The following is a 20,776-nucleotide window of genomic DNA, read 5'->3' on the forward strand; positions in this document are numbered from 1 at the left end:
AATTAATCCATTCTCATAATGTTTTTACTATTTAATTTCTTAGCTTCTTTAATCTGACTCTTCATGCTTCGACTCTGAAAGTTGACTTCAACGGAATTCCCGTCGTTACGCAAGTCTTCAGCGGTTTTTAGGGCCTTATCAAGAATCTGATTCTTAACGTCAGCTTCCTTATCTTTCACGTCGGTCGCAATGAAGTAGTCAATCGAATCACTGTCATCGTTAGAGTTCACGATGGTTGCCAACCGTTCTTCACCAAAGGCAAAGCCAACGCCTCCGGTATCTTCTGGTCCACCAAACTCTTCTACCATGTGGTTGTAACGACCACCAGCACAAATCGTGGTGTAATCGTCCCCGAAGCTTGGATCCTTGGCCATGATTTCAAATACCGTATCGGTGTAATAATCAAGACCCCGAACCAACCGATCATCAACGGTGTACGGAATGTCTAAAGCATCAAGGGCCGATAAAACATCATTAAAGTACTGCTTGGATTCATCCGTTAAACTGTCTTCTAATTTCGGAGCGTCAGCGACCAACTGCTGGTCCCCCTTGTCCTTACTGTCCAAAATCCGGAGTGGATTCTGTTTTAAGCGCCGTTTGGAGTCTTCACTTAATTGGTCCTCATACTTTGAGAAGTAAGCTACTAGGACGTCATGGTAACGTTTCCGACTCTCTTCGTCACCCAACGTGTTGATTTCAACCTTTAAATCGTTGATATCCACGCCCTTGAAGATGTCTAGGGCTAACGCAATCGTTTCAGCATCAATCTGGGGACTGGTAGCTCCGATTGATTCACACCCAATCTGATGAAATTCCCGATTATGAGTGGCCCCCGGACGTTCGTATCTAAACATCGCTCCCATGTAGAAAACTTTAACGGGCTTGGGATGTTCTGGTCCAAAGAGTTTATTTTCAACGAAGGAACGGACCACTCCAGCGGTCCCTTCCGGTCTTAGTGAGATATCTCGTCCACTTTTATCCTGGAAACTGTACATCTGCTTGGTGACGATATCCGAACTATCACCAGAAGTTCTGGTAAAGACGGGGGTTTTCTCAACTAGCGGAGTGCGCATTTCATGAAAGTCGTATCGAGCGAAAACGTCCCGCGCCGTATCTTCGATTCGTTGCCAAACACTGGTCTCATCAGGCAAAATGTCTGACATCCCTCGCACTTTCTTAAATTTGTCATCCATAATATTCCCATCTTTCTATTAATTGTTTAATTAAAATTCTGTCAAATAGATATACGTAGATTTTACCATTATTGAATTACTCTGTCTTGTCCGTCTTTATAAATCAGTCAAGCGCCAACTACATATGATTAAAGTTAACCAAAGAAAAATTGTTCGAGTTGTCATTGATGTTGCAACGTTTTTTATGGTATTCTATTAACAATTTATATAAAACTGAACAATAGGAGGAGTACGATGAAGGATTGGAATTATAAATTCGGGAAACAAGGATTAACATTTGACGATGTTCTCTTAATTCCTGCAGCAAGTGACGTGTTACCAAACCAAGTTGACTTAAGAACAACCTTAGGTAAGAACTTAAAGTTAAACTTACCCGTTCTAAGCGCAAGTATGGACACTGTCACAGAGGCACCTTTAGCGATTGCGATGGCTCAAAACGGTGGACTCGGCGTAGTTCACAAAAACATGAGCGCCAAAAAACAAGCAGCTGAAGTTAAAACGGTTAAAAATGCTGAAGTTACCGGTGCCAATGCTGCGGTTGATGACAATGGTCATCTATTAGTAGCGGGGGCCGTTGGGGTAACTAACGATACCTTCGATCGAACTCAATTATTATTTGATGCCGGGGCAGACGCCGTCATCATCGATACCGCCCACGGTCATTCCAAGGGTGTATTAGAAAAAATCGCTGAAATCAGAAACAAGTTTCCAGACAAAACTTTGATTGCCGGAAACATTGCGACTGGTGCTGGTGCCAAAGCCCTCTTTGATGCTGGTGTTGACATTGCCAAAGTCGGCATTGGACCCGGTTCCATCTGTACCACCCGGATCGTGGCTGGTGTAGGAGTTCCCCAAATCACCGCTGCCTTTGACGCCGCCCAAGTTGCCGCCGATTACGGCAAGCAAATCATCGTTGACGGTGGGATGCAGTACACCGGAGACATCGTTAAGGCGCTCGCAGCGGGCGGCAGTGCCGTCATGCTAGGAAGTATGCTGGCAGGTACGACAGAAGCTCCTGGAGACGTTTATACGGGTGCTGACGGTAAAAAATATAAAGCTTACCGTGGCATGGGCTCACTGGCAGCCATGGAAAATGGTTCTTCTGACCGATACTTTCAGGGCAAGGTCAAAGAAGAAAAGAAACTCGTCCCAGAAGGAATTGAGGGTCAAACCCCATACAAGGGTGACGTCTCAACCGTTCTCTTTCAGATTGCGGGTGGCCTTCGTTCTGGAATGGGTTACACCGGCTCTCACACCATTTCCGACTTAATTAATAACGCTCAATTTGTTAGAATTACTAATGCAGGACTACGCGAATCACATCCCCACGATGTGCAAATCACCAAATCCGCACCAAACTATTCAATCGATAAATAGGAGGAATTTGATGGCAACTGGTACAAAAAAACGTGATTATGATGAGATTTTAGTGCTCGACTTTGGGAGTCAATACAACCAATTAATCACCCGTCGCATTCGTGACATGGGCGTTTATTCAGAACTAAAACCACACACCATCACTGCCAAAGAAGTAAGGGAAATCGCACCGAAGGGCATCATCTTTTCTGGCGGTCCCAACAGTGTCAACGGCAAAGACGCTTTAGACGTCGACCCCGAGATTTTAAACATGGGCATTCCGATTCTGGGAATCTGTTACGGCATGCAACTATTGGCCCACGACCTAAAGGGTGGTCAAACCACCACCGCTGACGACAGTCAGTACGGTCCCGCTCAAATCAAGGTCACAAGTAATGACTCCGGTACCTTTAAAGGACTGGACCCCGATCAAACCGTTTTAATGAGTCACGGAGACTTTGTGACCAAAGTGCCAGACGGTTTCAAAGTAACTGCCACTAGTGAACAGTGTGCCATTTCTGCCATGGAAGACCATGACAAAGACATCTATGCCGTCCAATTTCATCCCGAAGTTAACCTCACAAAACAGGGGAACCAAATGCTACACAACTTCGTCTTTGATATTGCCCACGCTAAGGATAACTGGTCAATGGACGACTTCATTGAAGATGCCATTACAAACATCAAGGAAGAAGTTGGCGACAAACGCGTCTTACTGGGTCTCTCTGGCGGAGTTGATTCCAGTGTGGTCGCCGTTCTCTTACACCGGGCAATTGGGGACCAACTCATCTCCGTCTTCGTTGACCACGGTCTGTTGCGAAAGAATGAAGCCCAACAGGTCTTACACACTTTGGGCGATGAATTTGGCTTAAACATTGACTTTGTCGATGCTAGTGACGAATTCTTATCCAAACTAAAAGGCGTCACCGATCCCGAAAAGAAACGTAAAATCATCGGGAAAGAATTCGTCGACACCTTCTCAAAGGAAGCCCGCAAATTCAAGGACGTTGATTTCTTGGCACAGGGTACTTTATACACTGATGTGATTGAATCCGGAACGGATACCGCCCAAACGATTAAGTCTCACCATAACGTTGGTGGACTACCTAAAGACCTCAAGTTCAAGTTAATTGAACCATTAAACAAACTCTTCAAGGATGAGGTCAGAGAAATCGGTGAAAAACTGGGAATGCCAGACGAGATGGTTTGGCGGCAACCCTTCCCCGGTCCCGGTCTTGCCATTCGCATTATCGGTGACGTGACTCCCGAACGATTAAAGAAGGTCAGAGATTCTGACGCCATTCTACGCGACGAGTTCAAAAATGCCGGTCTGGACAAGAAGGTTTGGCAGTATTTCACTGCCCTTCCTGGGATTCGGACCGTTGGTGTCATGGGTGATGAACGAACCTATGATGAAGCCATCAATATCCGAGCCGTCAATTCCGTTGATGGAATGACCGCTGAATTTGCCGAAATTCCGTGGGATGTTTTGAGTAAGGTCTCATCACGAATTGTCGATGAAGTCCCCGGGATCAACCGCGTACTCTACGACATTACCGGGAAACCACCGGCAACCATTGAGTATCAATAAAAATAATTTTTAAAACAAAATGCTCTATAACTAATAGATAATCTAATGGTTATAGAGCATTTTTTTGTGTTTGCCATTTAAAATAATTAAAGGCTTTAAAATTATTGTCATTGCAGGGATAATAAAGGTGTAAGCAAATACATGCGGCATTTGGAGGTTTGATAATGAAAGATTCGGCGAATAAAACAACTGGCAATAATTTTTTAGATACACCTACAGCACAAAATGCGAAAAAAGATGCTGAAACTAATAACGTAACCACAATTGGATCGTTAAGTGATTTTGATGCTTGGGTAGATAAACTAAACGAAAACTAAAGTACCATAATCAACGAATACATAACTATTATTAGGAGGATGAATATCATCGATAATTTAAGTGAATACCAGCAACTATTAAAAATTTCTTATAACGATGCAGTTAAAAAACTGTTGGACAAGTAAAGGGTAATTATTTCAATAAAGTATCATATTGTCATTACATACATTATCAGAATAAAAGAATACACAAGGGAAAATATAAAAAGACAGGATTATATTGTCATCATGTAAAAGAAGATAAGTACCCTAATTTATCTACTTCACGTTCTGTAAGAAAACAACAGGCACCTTTTTGTACACAGATTAAAAAAAATCTTGTTTACTGTAATTTAATTGAACACACAATCTTACATGCTTTAATATATAGTCAAGATAAAAGTCATACTTATCCTGATGGACTATTAGCCAATATACACTCATGGTATATAGACAATAAAAAGCCAACAAAAGGGTACAATCAATATTTATATAATGAATCACGTTTAAACTCTAAGGATGCAGAAATGATTATAAATGACATTAAAAATAAAATACCAAAATGATAATTTAAATATACAACTTTATTTCAAAAGAACCATTTCCACTAACATTGGAAATGGTTCTTTTGATGATTGTACTAGTTACCCCCCTATTTTGATGTATACTTATCCTTGGATTTTATATCAAAATACATAACGAGGATGGTTATTATGAATATCAAGAAAATCGCTCTTTCACTTCTAGTCGGTACTACCATGTTTGTCAGTGGACTGTTTGTAACCCATCCAAACACGGTCTATGCTGACTCAAATGTCGCGGCAGGTACTGCGCAAGGTCAAGTTGTCGTCCAGTACGTCAATGCTTTAACTGGTCAACCAATTCGTGCCAGTAAAGTTATCTATGGTGCTCCTAACAGTATGCTTGACCTATCAAACGACGTTCCAAACATTCCCGGCTACGTTGCCGGAAGCAACCGAGCTGATAACGGTGGTAACACTTATCCAGCTGCTGGTCAGTCAATGACGGTCACCATTGCGTACCAACCACTTAATAAGCCACAGCAAAGTGGGAATTATCAGGGTGGAAACGCAACGTCTCCTTCAAATGGCACGACCACAAACGGACAGAATAACGGTTCAAGTGGCGGAAACGCAGCGATAAATAAAAACGGTAATTCTCAAGCAAATAATAACCAAGGACAAACCGCTGGTAGTAACGAACCCAACCAAGCAAATAAAACCAAGCAACAAAATAAAGAACAAACGACTAAAAATCGTAATAATCAAAATAAAACCAAAAAAGACCAACAAAAGCAGAAGAACAAGCATCATAATGACAAGAACCAAAAGGCTAAAAGAGACAAGTGGAACCACAAATCAGCCAAAAAAGACCATACCAAATGGATGATCGGTGGTATTATTGTCATTCTAATTGTCGGAATTGGAGCTTTTGTCTGGTATCGCGTAAAAAAAGCACATCATTTTAGACACTAAGTTAACTTAATCAATTGTAGGTGAAAAGACTGTCAAATAATGTTGTTTGACAGTCTTTTTAAGTCGGAATTAGTAAGCATTGAATTAGTAGGGAATTTTAATAATGGAAACAAATATGGCAAAAAATCGTTTTATCACTGGCTTCACAGGACTTAGAGCACTAGCAGTTATTTGTGTTATTCTCTACCATCTCAATCAAAATATCTTTAGTGGTGGCTACTTAGGTGTTCCGGTATTTTTGACTCTTTCAGGATACCTAATTACCGACCATTTAATTAACGAATATGAATCAACTGGACATTTTCGGTATGGTCACTTCTGGTACAAAAGATTAAAACGTTTATATCCAACCTTAATCGTGATGTTATTTGCTACAGCAACTTATATCACATTATTTCAACGAAATTTACTAGCCAATTTGTGGCAAAGTGTCGTTACCAATTTAACGTACGTCTATAACTGGTATGAAATTGCTAACGGTCAATCATACTTTCAAAATTTTGCTGGATCTGAATCACCCTTTACCCACTTGTGGACCCTTGCGATTGAAGGTCAATTCTACCTAATCTGGCCTTTAATTGTCGTTTTGTTGCTGTATCTTTTCAACAGAAACAAACACGGTTTTTTAAACAAGAAAAGCATTTTCTTTGTTGCTATTGGCTTATCCGTTTTATCAGCAATCCTGATGGCAATCTTATTTAAGCCTGGCACTGATCCAAGCCGAGTTTACTACGGGACCGATACCCGGATGTTCTCAATCTTATTGGGAGCTGCCTTAGCAATTGTGTGGCCCAGTAATCGAATCGTTAGAAATTCCGCTCAAGGCCAAAGGACCTTCTTTGACGTCGTTGGACTAATCGGTATCATTGGAATGGTATGGTTGATATTTACGGTAGGAGCTCAATCCACATTTTTGTATCATGGTGGAATGGTACTGTTCTCACTATTTACCGTTCTGATTATGTGGGCCATTCTCTCAAACATTAGTCATTGGAACTGGTTGATGACCAATCCCGTTTTTGATTGGATTGGTTCCAGAAGTTATGAAATTTATGTCTATCAGCTGCCTGTCTTTATCTTTTTCGAGGATAAATTCAAAAATGTTGCCAATCATCAGTTGTTATATGCCGTTATTGAAATTCTATTGATTATTGGTATTTCCGAGATATCGTATCGCTTTGTTGAAGTTCCATTTGGCAAATATGACTACAAAATCCTTTTTAGTAAACTAATTGAATTCATGAGTCACACCAAAATACGTGAAATCATTCTCAGTGTACTTGTAATAATCGGTGGAATTGGTATTCTTCAATCCACTACCATTAATCCTAAACAGGCTAATCACACTCAGCTTGCCAATAAAATTCAAAAGAACGCTAAAACCGAAAAAGAAAACAACAAAAATCTCGCTAAAGAAATCAAGAGTGGTAAAAAGGTTAAACGATCTACCAAAGACCAAAGCCAGTTGGAAAAAAATGGCTTAACTGCCGCACAAGTAAAAGAAGCTCAAAATCTATCCGGAACTGCAGTGGGTGACTCAGTTATGTTAGCTGGTCATGATGATTTACAGAAGATTTTCCCGCGCTTCTACATTGATGCCCAAGTTTCACGCCAACCAGCAGCTGCCGTCCCTGATATTAAAAGCTTAGCCAATCAAGGACTACTAGGCAAAAACGTTGTCATTGGGCTCGGAACAAACGGTAATATTTCACCAGAAACGATGAAACAAATTATGGAGATTGCTGGTCCTAAGCGTCACGTTTTCTGGATTAACGTCCACATTCCAACTGAAACTTGGCAAAATTCCGTGAATGCCATGCTGAAAGACTCGCAAAAGAAGTATAAAAACTTGTACATCATTGATTGGAATGACTATATCAACAAGCATCCGAACTGGTTATACTCCGATCAAGCCCATCCAAATAATCAAGGAGCCCCAAAATACGCAACTTTTGTGGCTCAAAATGTTTTAAAGAACGCTATAAAATAAATATAACTAAAAAAGGAACTCCCAAATCTTTCGACTTGAGGGTCCTTTTTTGGATACCTAACGTTAGAGTGTCTTACATATAATGTGACTTATTAGTTTTCGACTTATTTCGTTAGATACCACTATTCAATAGTAGAACTACGTAATCGTGACTTAATTTGCTTCTGACTACCTTCGTTTCTTCTTTTGCATACCAGCACCATTGACTAACCTGTCAATTCGCTCAGTTTCTCGCAGATCCCACTTGTTACTGGGAGTGTTATTGGCCGTGAAACCTGCTTAAGCAATGCATTTCCCACCACCCCGCGCAAAACGAAAAAACTCCAACAATCGCTACCAAACTAATCAGTGACAGCAATCCTACTATTAAAACAATCAGGCCATAAATGCCCAATTGTCGGTGATTGATACACATCTTCCACAAGTATTAATTCCGAAATGGCCCACCCGAAAATTAACTCATTTGATATTAAAGAAACCGCCAGGATCTTTTTATCATTATGTGTTTAGTATTTATTTATGTTTATATCCCTCAATACTTGTGGCCTGACATGTATACATACGACAATCTAAGTTGTTGTTATTAGTTATTTTTGATTAATATGAAATACTTTTCTCACATTCAAAACTCCCGCAAACGAAACTTGATTTATCTTTAATTATAGAGATGAAACCACCTTCTCAATCTTTAATTCCACAAGTTATTTCATAAATAACGGCCTTTTATGACGTAAAAATCTGATTGACTAAGTGGTTAAGCGTTTGCGCAAATTGTTTAAATCAAGTTGGTCAATTACAGCTAAAGTCACTCAAACTCCTTGACCCCTTCTACAAGCGATACACGTTATTCAAACTGTAAACAATCCCACTAATCTTTAAGAATGGTCAAAAATAATGGTCGCGTTGCCCGTCATACCAACGCTTCAATTGATTTCATGTTTATTTTTTAAAACAAACATATTTCTCATTAATCCTCATGCAGGCATGCCCGGTTAACCGTTTTCTCAATTTTATAACAACAATAACCTTAATTTCAATCTTAATTGAGATCGTTTTGCTTTTTATAATTTTATTAGATATGATAATTCCATGCAGTTAGCAGTTATGAAATAAAATTTGAGGAAATGAGAAATGAACAAAAAACGAGTCACCATTAAAGAAGTTGCCAAACACGCCAAAGTTTCAACGGCCACCGTGTCACGGTTCTTAAACAACCATCTTAACTCGATGTCCAAGAACACGGCGAATCGCATTAAACGATCAATCAAACACCTCGGGTACGTTCCTAACTCAATGGCGCGTGGCTTAAGCCGCCAAAATGACAGTGGGAGCATCATTGCGGTAGGAGTGTCAGACATCGAGGATCCCTTTTCAATCAGGATGTTTGAAGGAATCCAGGACCAACTGTCCATTTACAAGTACATCCCCTTGCTGATTAATTCCGCCAGTAAGTACAAAAACGAACGCGACCTCTTTCTAGCCTTAGATACTAGCCTCATCAGGGGTGCCATCATTCATCCGGTCAACAGCCACATCAAGGACATTGCCGAACTTTTAAAACCGCGTTTCCCCGTTATTTTGACCGATAAATCCATTAACGATGGCTTTTTTTATAACATCGTCATTAACAACTTTGCGATTTCTCAGAAAGCCGCCGCCTATTTTAAAAACAACCTGGGGCTTTCCAAGTTAATCTTGGTTACTAACGCTGAAAGCGAGATGAAGGTCGTCAGAGAGCGTGTTGCCGGGATTAAATACGTCTACCCCGAACCTGATATTACAATCGTCAAGCCCGGTTATTCCAAAACGTCACTTCATCGTGCCTATCATGAAATCGTCCGCCAATTAAAAAAGCAACCCAACAGTTTGATTTTCTGCCTAACGGAAAAGTGGTTGTTAAGCTTTTTGCCCCGGTTGTTGCGTAACAACATTATTGACCGCGACAAGATTCCAAACATCACTGGTTTTGTGAGTTCCAACATCGTCAACCTAATCCAGCCAAAAACGAAGTGTATCAGGACAGACGCGTACACCATGGGAAAATACGCCGCGCAACTCATGTACGACATCTTAAACAAAAAAGTGGACCCAAGTAAAAAACGCTACATGGTCCACGCCAAATTTGAATAATATCTGTAACCGACTAAGTCCATGCTTAGCCGGTTTTTGTCTAATAAATAAAAAGTGCCACTTCTGAGAAGCAGCATTTTTTGGAGTTTGAAGCTATGTGTGCTCCAGAAGTAGGAAGCATTGTGAAAGTATCTTTTTTGGAGCGACTAAAGAATAACATGGCAAAATGCCTTACCAGATGTCGTTTAAACCCCACTCAAAGTAATAATGAAAGATTTACTGCCAAAACGACACCCATCACGTTTAGTTAATCGTTTACGAAACTTATCTTAGGCCTAATTGAGGCTCAAAAAAATTTAGGCCAGCGTCAAACTCATCCGCGCCAATCACTTTAGCTGTCCTAACTCTTGTTTAATGATTATTTCAAAATCATAATTAGTCTCTTTTTATTATTTTGGTGATATACTCCTCTCATCGACTAGTTAAGAAACATTTTTATCGGACTCCCTAACTAATATAGATACTTTTTAAAACTCGATAACTCACAAGCGTCAGGCATCCACAAACTACTATACTGTCAACTTGACTAGCCGAATCTTCCTAATTGCTCTGACTTCTTCAGCGAAGCCAGGGTTTTTCTTTTGGATTTTTGGTAATACTTAGATTATTCTATTTAAGGGAGGAAATTAAATGATAAATTGGTTTGATTTATTCTTTATGATTGGTACTTTGTTGTTAACAGTACTTCTAGTTTTACTAATTATCTTAGTATTATACTTGTGTATCCACTTAGGAATAAAACTAAATAGGTTCTTAAATAGAGCGAAAGAGAATCATGGAAAAAAACATTAAATTATTAGTCACTAGTGTTATGCCCTTAGCTTCTGAATCAAAACTAGCAAATTATTTATAAATATAATTTGCTAGTTTTTTTGTTTATTTAAAATACTCTTCAGCGAACGCCCTGGTCTTATTAACGTAAACCTGTCCCTCTTTGTTCAAAGAATCGGCGTGTGTCGCGTGGTTCACGATCCACAATTTCTTAGGACCGTGGTCGTTTTTATAATTGATATAGGCGTCTTTAACGGGGACAAACTTATCGGCATTGCCATGAATGATAAATAGCGGAATTTGATTGTGGGCTAACGTCTGCTTCGTGTCGGCATCGTAGAAGTCGTACTTAGCAAAAATATCACCGTAGATGCGGGCAATGGGTAAGATTGGGAAGGTCGGCAAATGAAACAACGTTCCCAGTTCATATTTCAACTCGTCATAAATACTGTTATAACCACAGTCGGTAATCGCAAAGTCAACGTTGTGCGGGACCTTTGGCAAGGTAAAGAGAACGGCAGCCGCTCCCATACTGATCCCAAACATACCAAGTCGTCCATTCGGTATGTTCTGGTTAATCATGTTCATCCATGTCACAATGTCAGACCGATCTTTCCATCCATAACCAGCGTACTCACCCTGACTGCGCCCAAATGATTCGTCATCGGGTGCGAGAACATTATAACCATCATCATGAAACATTCTAATGTAGTTATTCATCTTGTGCCCGGTACTTCCGTAACCGTGGATTACGATCACGGTCTTATTCGTTGCTTGCTTAGCTGGTAAGTAGTAGGCCGTGAGTTTTAGGCCACCCTTGTTCGTTTGGTGCCAAATCTGGGGCTTTTGTTCTTTAATCCAAGTGGTGTTAACCTTTTCGCCGACCTGCGTGCTGTATCCACCCCGTTTAAACGCGAAGTTAAACAGGAAGTAGGTTCCCACAAAGATTAAAATAATCACGGTAATTACGATGGCAATTGTAACTTTGTGCCAGCGCTTCAGCTTTCCTTTTTTCATAATTTCGCTCCTTTTTGCAACACTTGCCATTATACGGGCAGAGCGATTCAAATCATGATTAATTTTTAAGCGTCGCGTGGTACCGGTAACTAGCCAGCTTCAGACAAGTTACAGATTAATTTGAATGTCATTATATTAATCACAAATCGTTTTAGTTTGCTTCAAGCTAATTTTCAACTAAAATGTAAGATATAACTAACTAATAATAAGTAGGGAGTAATTAAATTGAAAACAAGTCCAATAACTAAAATGCTTGGAATTAAGTATCCAATCATTCAGGCGTCACTCAACTGGCTAACTGACGCTAAGTTTGTCGCCGCGGTCTCAAATGCTGGTGGTCTCGGGACGTTTGGCCCAAACGCTGGCAAGACTAGTCCCACTCAAGATGCCACGAAAACGTTAAAAAAGCAGATTAAAGAGGCCAAACAGCTCACCGACAATCCCTTTGCTGTCAACATGATTGTCGGAAGTGAAGATGAGTTTGATTACCCAGATAAGACCTTTAGAGTTGCTTTTGACGCTGGGGTTAACATCTTCATCATTTCTGGTGTCATCAATCCAAAACTTTTTAAAGAAATCAAGGATTCAGGGAGTACCTTAATCTTTCGCGAACTTAATCCGTCCGTTAAGGGCGCTCAAAGAGCCGAAGAATTAGGCGTCGACATCTTGATTTCCACTGGTTACGATGAAGGGGGGATCATTCCAACGACCGGCCTTGGGACGTTTACCACCATTCCACGCATTGTGGATGCCGTCTCCATTCCAGTCGTTGGCGCTGGTGGTATCACGGACGTTCGTGGCGTGCGAGCTGCCTTTGCACTGGGTGCTCAGGGAGTCTACGTTGGAACTCGGTTCATTGTGACTGACGAAAACCGGACTTCAGATGCTGCTAAAGAAAAAATCATCAACTCGACAGTCGATGACGTAGTATTAGTATCTCCTAACCAACGTTCAATCAAGAATCCGTTGGCCGACAAATGGGCCAAGGAGTTTGAAAATGGCGTCAAAGACACCTACGAACAGACCCGCAAGGCCGGTGGCGTTCGTCCTGCAATGCTTGACGGCAAACTTGATGACGGTGTGATTTCCACTGACGTTGGTATCAACAACATTCACGACGTCAAGAGCGTCCAGGAAGTAGTAGACGAAATGATGCAGGATTTTGAAAAATAAGCACTATAAGCGATAATCTCTAACTCACAAAGTTAATTGGTGTGAAAATGCTTATAACATAGATAAGCAATACAAAAGACTAAATATAGTACAGCAAATATATCACCTGTTGGAATTATTTTAGTGTTATTAGTGAGAAATAAATTTTTTAATGTATATCCACAATTCTCATTCACCCAAGATCCAAAATAAAAAAAGGATACAGTTCCAAAAAGAATTCCAAATACCTTATACAATTTTCCAGGCACTTTTAATAAGCACCATAGACAAACAAAGACTCCAATAAACCATGAATAATTAATTAATAGTGATAATAAATATTTAAAATCTGCATTCATTTTTATAACTTACCTTCCCTAAAAAATTACTTATAAAACGAATAAATAATCAAATTTATATAAAATGTCTAATATAACATTGACTTTTAAAAAAAATATGAGAGTATGAAGTTACAAACTCATAGCAACTACATACTCTCATATTGTACTATTGTTGAAGAATCATACTAATTACTCTATGGATATCTTCAAGAGTACTTTGTGGACAGGAACCAATTCTTTCAACATTTCTTTCAGTAGCTGAAGGATCAATTGATCGAATTTGTCCAACTAAAACCTGACCGTTTATACCGTGATTGCCAATATTGGCATTAATTGGTACAGACAGTCTTTTTTTATTGGTTGATGTGATGGGAACTAGCCAAATAACCCCAGCCAATCGTTCGAGGTCGCCAATTGAAACTACCACCGCTGGACGTCTTCCTCGTTGCTCATGACCATTAGTAGGCGAGAAATTCACCCAAACAACATCACCATCTTGAAACTTTGAAACTTTGGAATTTTTCATAAAAATTCCTCCTATAAAAATTATTTGTGCCTTATTGTGTGAAACACGTACCACTTTCAGGCACATTATTACAGGATAACTTCATTTCCAACGTCTTTACCCCAATCAATTTCACCTTCATTAGGTTCATCCAAGAGGTAGCCAAATTTTTTCATTAATCTAGATTCATTACCCACTTTCTTAATAGAAATTTCGTTGTTCTTCTTATTCACTGAAACTTTTACTTTTTGATTGTTAGGGCTATTAATGCCAATTTCTTTCAGCATGCTCTTTGGTATTCTTATTCCCTGAGAATTGCCCCACTTTACTATTTTTGTTTCTGTCATTAATAACGCATCTCCTCCAAAACGTATTATCCCTCTCCTTTTTGAATGTTGTATTTAAACAACATATTAAGTATATACTACTGTATATACTGTGTCAATATAAAAAGCTTCAAGTGACATATATATTAGTCACTTGAAGCTTTTTGGTTCTGTTTTACCCATTCTCATTGTGATAAGATGTTTCCTATGTGATAAATTACATAAATTCTTACAAAGGAACGTTCAATTTGAAAACCATTAAGAAAATTCTCAACCCTTTTAATACCAGAATGGGCTTCTTTTTCCTGTTAGTGATCCTGTTCTGGTTCAAAACCGTATACGCTTACTACCACGTCTTTTACCTCATTCCAGCGAGCCGCATGCAGCACATCATCTTACTGATAAATCCGCTGGCTGCGATTATCATCACGCTAAGTCTGGCGTTGTATTTCAAGCCCGCGAAGCTCTTTTATCCCTTTATCATCTTCATTGACTTCTTAAACACCGTCTTACTGTACATAAACATCGTCTACTTCCGGGGTTTTCTGGGCTTTATGACCGCCGACACGATGACAACCGGTCATTCCAACTTAAACGGTGGGTTAATTACCAGTGCGACCGCCCTTATCAACAAATGGGACGCCTTATACTGGCTTGATTTAATCGTGATTATCCTGTTACTTGTATTTCGTGTTATTAAAATCGACAAAAAGCCTTTGAAGCTTAGGTTTAGCTTACTAACCACCCTGGTCGGAATTATCTTTTTGTTTCTCAACCTTTTTCTTACTCACATCGATAATCCCAACCTGTTCGCTCAGTCAAGTACGCAAAGCAAGCAGAATGACATCGTGAAATACATCGGAATCGACAACTACACCGTCTATGACTGGACCAAGTCCATTCAGACCAACATCGCGCGTTCGACCGCTAAGAAATCAGATCTAAATGACATTTTAGGCTTTACAAAAAAACACTATGCTGCCCCGAATCCCGAAATGTACGGGAAAGCTCGCGGTAAAAACGTGATTGTCATTCACCTAGAAAGTTTTCAACAGTTCTTGATCGACAAAAAGGTTAATGGCAAGGAGGTAACGCCTTTTCTGAATAAAATTTACCATAGTCAGTTAACTGACTCATTTGATAACTTCTATCACCAAGTCGGGCAGGGACGAACGGCCGATGCCGAAAACATGCTTGAAACCAGCACGTACGGACTTCCTGAGGGCTCCTTGTTCTCTCAGTACGGAAACGACAATACCTTTCAGGCGGCTCCCGCTATTTTGAAACAGCAGCAAAACTACACGTCCGCCGTTTTCCATGGTAACGACGCCAATTTCTACAACCGTAACAACACCTACAAACGGCTTGGCTTTCAATATTTCTTTAGTTCCAAGGACTACAACATGAAGGGCGATCGGACCGAAGGCATGGGCTTAAAGGACAAGTATCTGTTTCAAGATTCCAACAAGTACTTAGAGAACCTTCAACAACCCTTCTACGTCAAGTACTTGACGGTCACCAATCATCTCCCGTACGTTCTGGACCAAAAAGACCAAAAACAGATGCACTTTAAGACCACCAACACTGACAATCCCGAGGTCAATAACTACTTTGTAACCGCCCACTACCTCGACCAGTCCGTCAAAGAATTTTACGACTACCTGCATCAGACGGGACTCGACAAGAACTCAATGATTATCATCTACGGTGACCACTATGGTTTGATGGACCAAGATGAACGGAGTTTGGCACCGCTTTTAGGCGTCAAACCAAACGACTGGAATGCTTTTGATCACAGCCAAATCCAGAAGGTTCCATTTATGATTAACATTCCAGGAACTACTGGTGGGAAAATCCACCACACGTACGGCGGTGAGATCGACGTGCTACCAACGGTCCTGCATCTGTTGGGAATTAATTCCAAGCCGTACGTTCAGTTTGGAACCGACCTCTTCTCCAAGCAACACGACCAGGTGGTTGCCTTTAGAAACCGTGACTGGGTCTCACCCAAGTTCACCTCCACGAACGGCACGGTTTACGATAATCAGACCAAACGTCAGCTTCATCCAAGTCAGAAGCAGCAAAACCAAATCAATCAGAATCAGCACCAGGTCAACCACGAACTGGAACTGTCGGACAAGTTAAACAAGGATAACCTATTGCGTTTCTATCATCCCAAGGGCTTTAAGCCAGTTAATCCAAAAGATTACCACTATAATCATGAATTGAACCGCGAAAAAAGCCTTGAGAAGCAGTTGGGCCAAAAGTCAACAAGTCTAGCTTCCCTAGACAAATAACAATAGCACTTAACTCACATGAGTTAGGTGCTATTTTAGTCTTTTATTTATTTAATACCTGTGAAATGGCCGTTGCCATCCGTTTAATTCCTTCATCGATCTCATCGTCATTCATGTTGGAAAAGTTTAAGCGGAAGGTCCCTGGTTTTACCTTACCCGCGTAAAACGAAGAGCCGGGAACAAACACCACGTTATTTTTTAAACAAGTCTGATACAGTTCCTCCGTGTTCACTCCGGGAACTTCAACCCAGATGAACATCCCACCTTCAGGATGACTGTGGCGCACGTTCTTTGGGAAGTACTTATCAATGCGGTCCATCATCAGATTAGCCCGATGCTCATAGGTATCGGTAATCTTCTTGATGTGGTCGTTAATGTTCACGTCATCTAAGTACTGGGACACGATGTACTGGGTTAAGTTATCCGTATGTAAATCGGCATTTTGTTTAAACAAGATGAACTTGTCCATAAAGTTTAATGGTGCATCGATCCACCCCAACCGGAGTCCTGGTGCTAAAATCTTGGAAAAAGAGCTCAGATAGATTACCCCACCGTCATGGTCAAAGTGCTTGAGTGGCGGTAAGTATTTGCCAGCGTAACGAATGGCACCGTATGGGTCGTCTTCCAGAATTGGAATCCCAGCCTCTTTACCAATCTGAACTAACTTCTTCCGCCGCTCTTCCGTCATGGTCCGTCCGGTTGGATTCTGGAAATTGGGAATCGTGTAGATAAACTTGGCCTGCGGGTATTTTTTGATTAACCGTTCTAAGGCATCTGTCTCCATCCCGTCCTCGTCCATGGGAATGCCAACGATTTTGGCACCATAGGACTTAAAAACGTCGATGGCTGAGAGGTAGGTTGGATCCTCGGTCAAAACCACATCACCAGGATTAATCAACATCCTGGAAACAATGTCAATGGCCTGTTCCGACCCCGTCACGATGCCAACGTTAGCAACTGTTGTATTAACGTGGCGTTCTTTCATAATGGCCACAATCTGTTGTCTTAGTTTTTCGTAACCAAGCGACTGCGAGTACTGCAGAACCGTTTGCCCATACTGTTCAAAAACCTGGTTTGCGGCCTTTTGGATCTCTGAAACCGGAAACAACTCGGGAGCTGGCATTCCACCACCTAATGAAATCACCTTGGGATCAGAAGCCGCTTTAAAAAGATCTGAAGTTACCGTACTAACATGAGCTGGCACACCGCTTGCGTATCTAAATTCCATTTTAATCGCCTCGTTTTTCTAAATATTCCATAATTTAATCATAAAGTTATTTCAATTATAGTCTCCAAACTAAAACCACAACAATTGAAGCAATCAAAAAGTTAAAATGAAATATAAAATTTCTTCATAAAACATCATTTTTTTAATTCATTGATAATTTGTTCAGCAATCTTTTCTGGGGATAACTCATCACAATGAATCACCATATCAGCACATTCATGATATCGCTGATTGCGTGATTGTTTCAACTGACTCATCGTGGTGAAATTTAAATGACTGGCGATTGGTCTTCCCGATTCTTTACTAATTCGCGTATACAAAGTTTGGGACCGAACGTCCAGTAAAACAACCGTGGCAGTACTCTTTTTTAAAAGTTCTGCATTCTTTCGGTCAACTGGTGTTCCTCCACCAGTAGCCAGGATCCCATCTTTAGCAAGTTGGAACTTTAACTCCATTTGTTCCAGTCTGCGAAAGGCCACTTCCCCATCATCCGAAAAAATTGTTGAAATAGATTTTCCGGCAAATCTTTCAACTACCCGATCCAGATCAGCAACTGGCAAATTCATTTTCTCAGCTAACAGTTCACCAACTGTTGTTTTCCCGCTTCCCATAAAACCAATTAAAATGACTTGCATATGATTACCTCTTTACTACTTGATACTGATCTTCGAGCACAGCTTGAGCTCGTTCTAAATCCCTTTGACTTCTAAAAGTAAGTTGTAAAACACCACTAATATCTTCCCTAATTTCTAAGACTTGTAAATTCACTAAGCTAATATTAAGTTGCTCTAATCGTTTGGTCACGTCAGCTAATACACCAACTTGATCGGAGACGTTCAAAAATAAATCATAGAATGAAGCAATCTCCTCAACTTGCTCTTTTCCTAACTGATCCCGACTGATTTTTGCTTGGGTAAAATAAGCTTGAATGGCGCGTGAATCATGCCGTTCAATTTTCTGTTCGATACCATTTAAAATGGTGATGTATTGTTGCAGTTGCTTGACCACCAAATTCGCATTACTCAACAAAATATCATTCCACATTTTAGGATCAGAGGACGCAATTCGCGTAATGGATTTAAACCCACCGGCAGCAAGCTTCATCCCAATGGGTTCATCCCTAAAAGCAACCTGGGTTTGATTCACTAATCCAGCTGCCACAAGATGGGGTATATCACTTAGTTGAGCTACAATCTGATCATGTTGTTTTGGTTTAACGTTAATCCACTTGGATTTAGTGGCTTTTAACAGTTTTTGAATTTGTTTAGCCGCATTTCCCCCATTTGGTCCAGTTGGAAGTAGAAAATAGAAGGAATTTTCAAACAGATTACTCATCCCAGATTTCACACCAGACTTGTGTGAGCCTGCCATGGGATGACCTCCAACAAACGTGATTGAAGGAGTTAGCCATGTCTTGGCGGCTTTCATTACCTTTTGCTTTGTGCTTCCCACGTCTGTGATAATTACGTGTGATTTTAAAGCCTCCCGTGATAATTGCTTAATATCTTCTACAATTTGTGAGACCGGAGTAGCTAAAAAGATAAAATCAGCTTCACCTGCTCCCTTTAGATTAGAACTCTGATCGTCAATAATTTGATGATTAAGTGCATATACCAAACTTTCAGAATTAGTATCACTACCAATGATTCTGATATTGGAATCACTTTGTTTAATAGACCGCGCAATTGAACCCCCGATTAATCCTAGTCCCTTAATAAACACAGTTGTCATTTATTCCTCCAATTGAGCCAGGTCATTAAAAAATTCAGGGTAAGAAATGTTGATGGCACCTTCGTGATTTAACATGAGAGGAATTCGTGACTTTAGGGTTGCAATCACGTCCATCATCCCAATACGATGATCACCATAACTATCTAAATGAGCATCCTGAATCCGCCAAAATGGCTGACCCTTAATAATCATGCCATCAGGCAATTCTTTGATTTCAACTCCGAATTTACTTAATTCATTAGTAACGGAACGAATGCGATCAGTTTCCTTCACCCGTAGTTCGGCTGCGCCCGTAATTTTACTTGTTCCATTTGCAGTCGCTGCCAGTAGTGCTACAAGTGGCAATTCATCAATTAAAGCTGGAATTTCTCTTGCTGTAATTTGAATCGGTTTTAACTGACTGGATTTAATCCTAAGGTTCCCGCTAAGCTCACTAGTGGTTGTTCGATGTGCAATTTCAATTTTAGCTCCCATTTTAAGCATTACATCTAATATTCCCGTTCTGGTGGGATTCAAACTCACGTTCGTTAAAGTGATGTCAGAATTAGGAACAATGGTGGCGGCTACCATAAAAAAGGCAGCCGAAGATATATCACCTGGAACATGAACTTCTTGGCCAATCAAATGAGGATGTGGCTGGACCGTAATCGTCAAGTGATCAGGGGCCGTTTGCACATCAGCCCCAAACGCACGTAACATCAATTCGGTATGATTCCTGGTAGGTAACTTTTCAACGATTGTCACGGGAGCTTTAGCTGACAACGATGCAAGGATAACAGCGCTCTTAACCTGTGCACTAGCTACCTCTAGCCGGATGTTAGCTCCATGGATATTTCCCCCAGTGACCTGAGCTGGTAATGTACCCTTTGACGACAATTGAACTTGAACTCCCATTTCGCCAAGTGGATTACTGACCCGTTTCATTGGACGTCTGCTTAATGAACTGTCGCCAATCAAATGAGTGGTAAAGTTGGTGTTTGCTAGTAATCCCATCATGAGTCGAGTGGCAGTGCCAGAATTCCCCATATCTAAAGGATTTTTCGGCTTATGCAGACCAGCAATCCCTACTCCTTTAACTATTACATCGTCTCCTGTACGTTCAATTTTTATTCCCAGATCTTGAAGCGCATAAAGTGTGCTTAGGCAATCTTTCCCCGTCAAAAAATGATGAATGTGAGTATCACCATTACTAATTGCCCCAAGCATTAAAGCTCGATGTGAAATGCTCTTATCTCCGGGAACTACTAAGGTTCCATGTAATCCGTTTTGTGTTACTTTACTCAATAATTTCATCGTTAGTCTCCTTACGTAATAAAGCACTTGCTTATTTCATAACTGGTTTTATTACGTAACTCC

Annotated in this window: 16 protein-coding genes and 1 pseudogene; 9 read left to right on the top strand and 8 right to left on the bottom strand. The window is 40.5% G+C overall.

Going from position 1 to position 20,776, the window contains the following annotated elements; all coding sequences use genetic code 11:
- Positions 1-2 precede the first annotated feature (2 nt).
- Complete coding sequence (gene hisS, locus AC6UD6_RS01795; protein ID WP_500695457.1) at positions 3-1,193, bottom strand: histidine--tRNA ligase; 1,191 nt, start codon at positions 1,191-1,193, stop codon at positions 3-5.
- Positions 1,194-1,427: 234 nt separating this feature from the next.
- On the opposite strand from hisS, the gene guaB reads away from it, so the two are divergent.
- The 7 genes and pseudogenes from guaB (at position 1,428) to AC6UD6_RS01830 (ending at position 10,052) form a co-directional block, all read left to right on the top strand.
- On the top strand, positions 1,428-2,570 hold the full coding sequence (gene guaB, locus AC6UD6_RS01800; protein ID WP_500693290.1) for an IMP dehydrogenase: 1,143 nt from the start codon (positions 1,428-1,430) through the stop codon (positions 2,568-2,570).
- Between the two features lie 10 nt (positions 2,571-2,580).
- Entirely contained in the window at positions 2,581-4,140 is a 1,560-nt protein-coding gene (gene guaA / locus AC6UD6_RS01805; protein ID WP_500695458.1) for a glutamine-hydrolyzing GMP synthase, read from the top strand.
- Positions 4,141-4,304: 164 nt separating this feature from the next.
- Positions 4,305-4,457, top strand: a complete 153-nt coding sequence (locus AC6UD6_RS01810; RefSeq protein ID WP_500695459.1) for a hypothetical protein — start codon at positions 4,305-4,307, stop codon at positions 4,455-4,457.
- Positions 4,458-4,585: 128 nt separating this feature from the next.
- Positions 4,586-5,002, top strand: a pseudogene (locus AC6UD6_RS01815) (SAV1803-related protein); the annotation flags it as partial.
- A gap of 147 nt (positions 5,003-5,149) precedes the next feature.
- Entirely contained in the window at positions 5,150-5,932 is a 783-nt protein-coding gene (locus tag AC6UD6_RS01820; protein ID WP_500695460.1) for a hypothetical protein, read from the top strand.
- A 115-nt stretch (positions 5,933-6,047) separates the two neighbouring features.
- A complete protein-coding gene (locus tag AC6UD6_RS01825) occupies positions 6,048-7,922 on the top strand; it encodes an acyltransferase family protein (protein WP_500695461.1) in 1,875 nt (624 codons plus the stop codon).
- Positions 7,923-9,053: 1,131 nt separating this feature from the next.
- Positions 9,054-10,052 (top strand): LacI family DNA-binding transcriptional regulator, encoded by a 999-nt coding sequence (locus AC6UD6_RS01830; protein ID WP_500695462.1) that lies wholly within the window; start codon positions 9,054-9,056, stop codon positions 10,050-10,052.
- An 876-nt stretch (positions 10,053-10,928) separates the two neighbouring features.
- On the opposite strand, the gene AC6UD6_RS01835 is transcribed toward AC6UD6_RS01830, so the two are convergent.
- Complete coding sequence (locus AC6UD6_RS01835; protein ID WP_500695463.1) at positions 10,929-11,840, bottom strand: alpha/beta hydrolase; 912 nt, start codon at positions 11,838-11,840, stop codon at positions 10,929-10,931.
- Between the two features lie 225 nt (positions 11,841-12,065).
- On the opposite strand from AC6UD6_RS01835, the gene AC6UD6_RS01840 reads away from it, so the two are divergent.
- On the top strand, positions 12,066-13,013 hold the full coding sequence (locus AC6UD6_RS01840) for an NAD(P)H-dependent flavin oxidoreductase (protein WP_500695464.1): 948 nt from the start codon (positions 12,066-12,068) through the stop codon (positions 13,011-13,013).
- Positions 13,014-13,499: 486 nt separating this feature from the next.
- Here AC6UD6_RS01840 and AC6UD6_RS01845 read toward each other — a convergent pair whose 3' ends face one another.
- A complete protein-coding gene (locus AC6UD6_RS01845; protein WP_500695465.1) occupies positions 13,500-13,859 on the bottom strand; it encodes a type II toxin-antitoxin system PemK/MazF family toxin in 360 nt (119 codons plus the stop codon).
- Between the two features lie 68 nt (positions 13,860-13,927).
- Positions 13,928-14,185 carry an AbrB/MazE/SpoVT family DNA-binding domain-containing protein gene (locus AC6UD6_RS01850; RefSeq protein WP_500695466.1) on the bottom strand — a complete coding sequence of 86 codons (258 nt, stop codon included), beginning with the start codon at positions 14,183-14,185 and terminating at the stop codon, positions 13,928-13,930.
- A 227-nt stretch (positions 14,186-14,412) separates the two neighbouring features.
- On the opposite strand from AC6UD6_RS01850, the gene AC6UD6_RS01855 reads away from it, so the two are divergent.
- A complete protein-coding gene (locus AC6UD6_RS01855) occupies positions 14,413-16,461 on the top strand; it encodes an LTA synthase family protein (RefSeq protein WP_500695467.1) in 2,049 nt (682 codons plus the stop codon).
- A gap of 43 nt (positions 16,462-16,504) precedes the next feature.
- On the opposite strand, the gene AC6UD6_RS01860 is transcribed toward AC6UD6_RS01855, so the two are convergent.
- The 4 genes from AC6UD6_RS01860 to aroA all read right to left on the bottom strand — a co-directional run bounded on the left by AC6UD6_RS01860 (position 16,505) and on the right by aroA (position 20,713).
- Positions 16,505-17,689: an aminotransferase-like domain-containing protein gene (locus AC6UD6_RS01860; protein ID WP_500695468.1), complete on the bottom strand. Its 1,185-nt coding sequence runs from the start codon at positions 17,687-17,689 to the stop codon at positions 16,505-16,507.
- A gap of 134 nt (positions 17,690-17,823) precedes the next feature.
- Positions 17,824-18,324, bottom strand: a complete 501-nt coding sequence (locus AC6UD6_RS01865; protein WP_500695469.1) for a shikimate kinase — start codon at positions 18,322-18,324, stop codon at positions 17,824-17,826.
- Positions 18,325-18,328: 4 nt separating this feature from the next.
- The gene (locus AC6UD6_RS01870) at positions 18,329-19,420 is read right to left on the bottom strand and encodes a prephenate dehydrogenase (RefSeq protein ID WP_500695470.1); all 1,092 of its coding nucleotides are present in this window, start codon (positions 19,418-19,420) and stop codon (positions 18,329-18,331) included.
- The gene (gene aroA, locus AC6UD6_RS01875) at positions 19,421-20,713 is read right to left on the bottom strand and encodes a 3-phosphoshikimate 1-carboxyvinyltransferase (RefSeq protein ID WP_500695471.1); all 1,293 of its coding nucleotides are present in this window, start codon (positions 20,711-20,713) and stop codon (positions 19,421-19,423) included.
- Positions 20,714-20,776: the final 63 nt, after the last annotated feature.

It is taken from the genome of Fructilactobacillus sp. X8R2C1, from assembly GCF_059900955.1.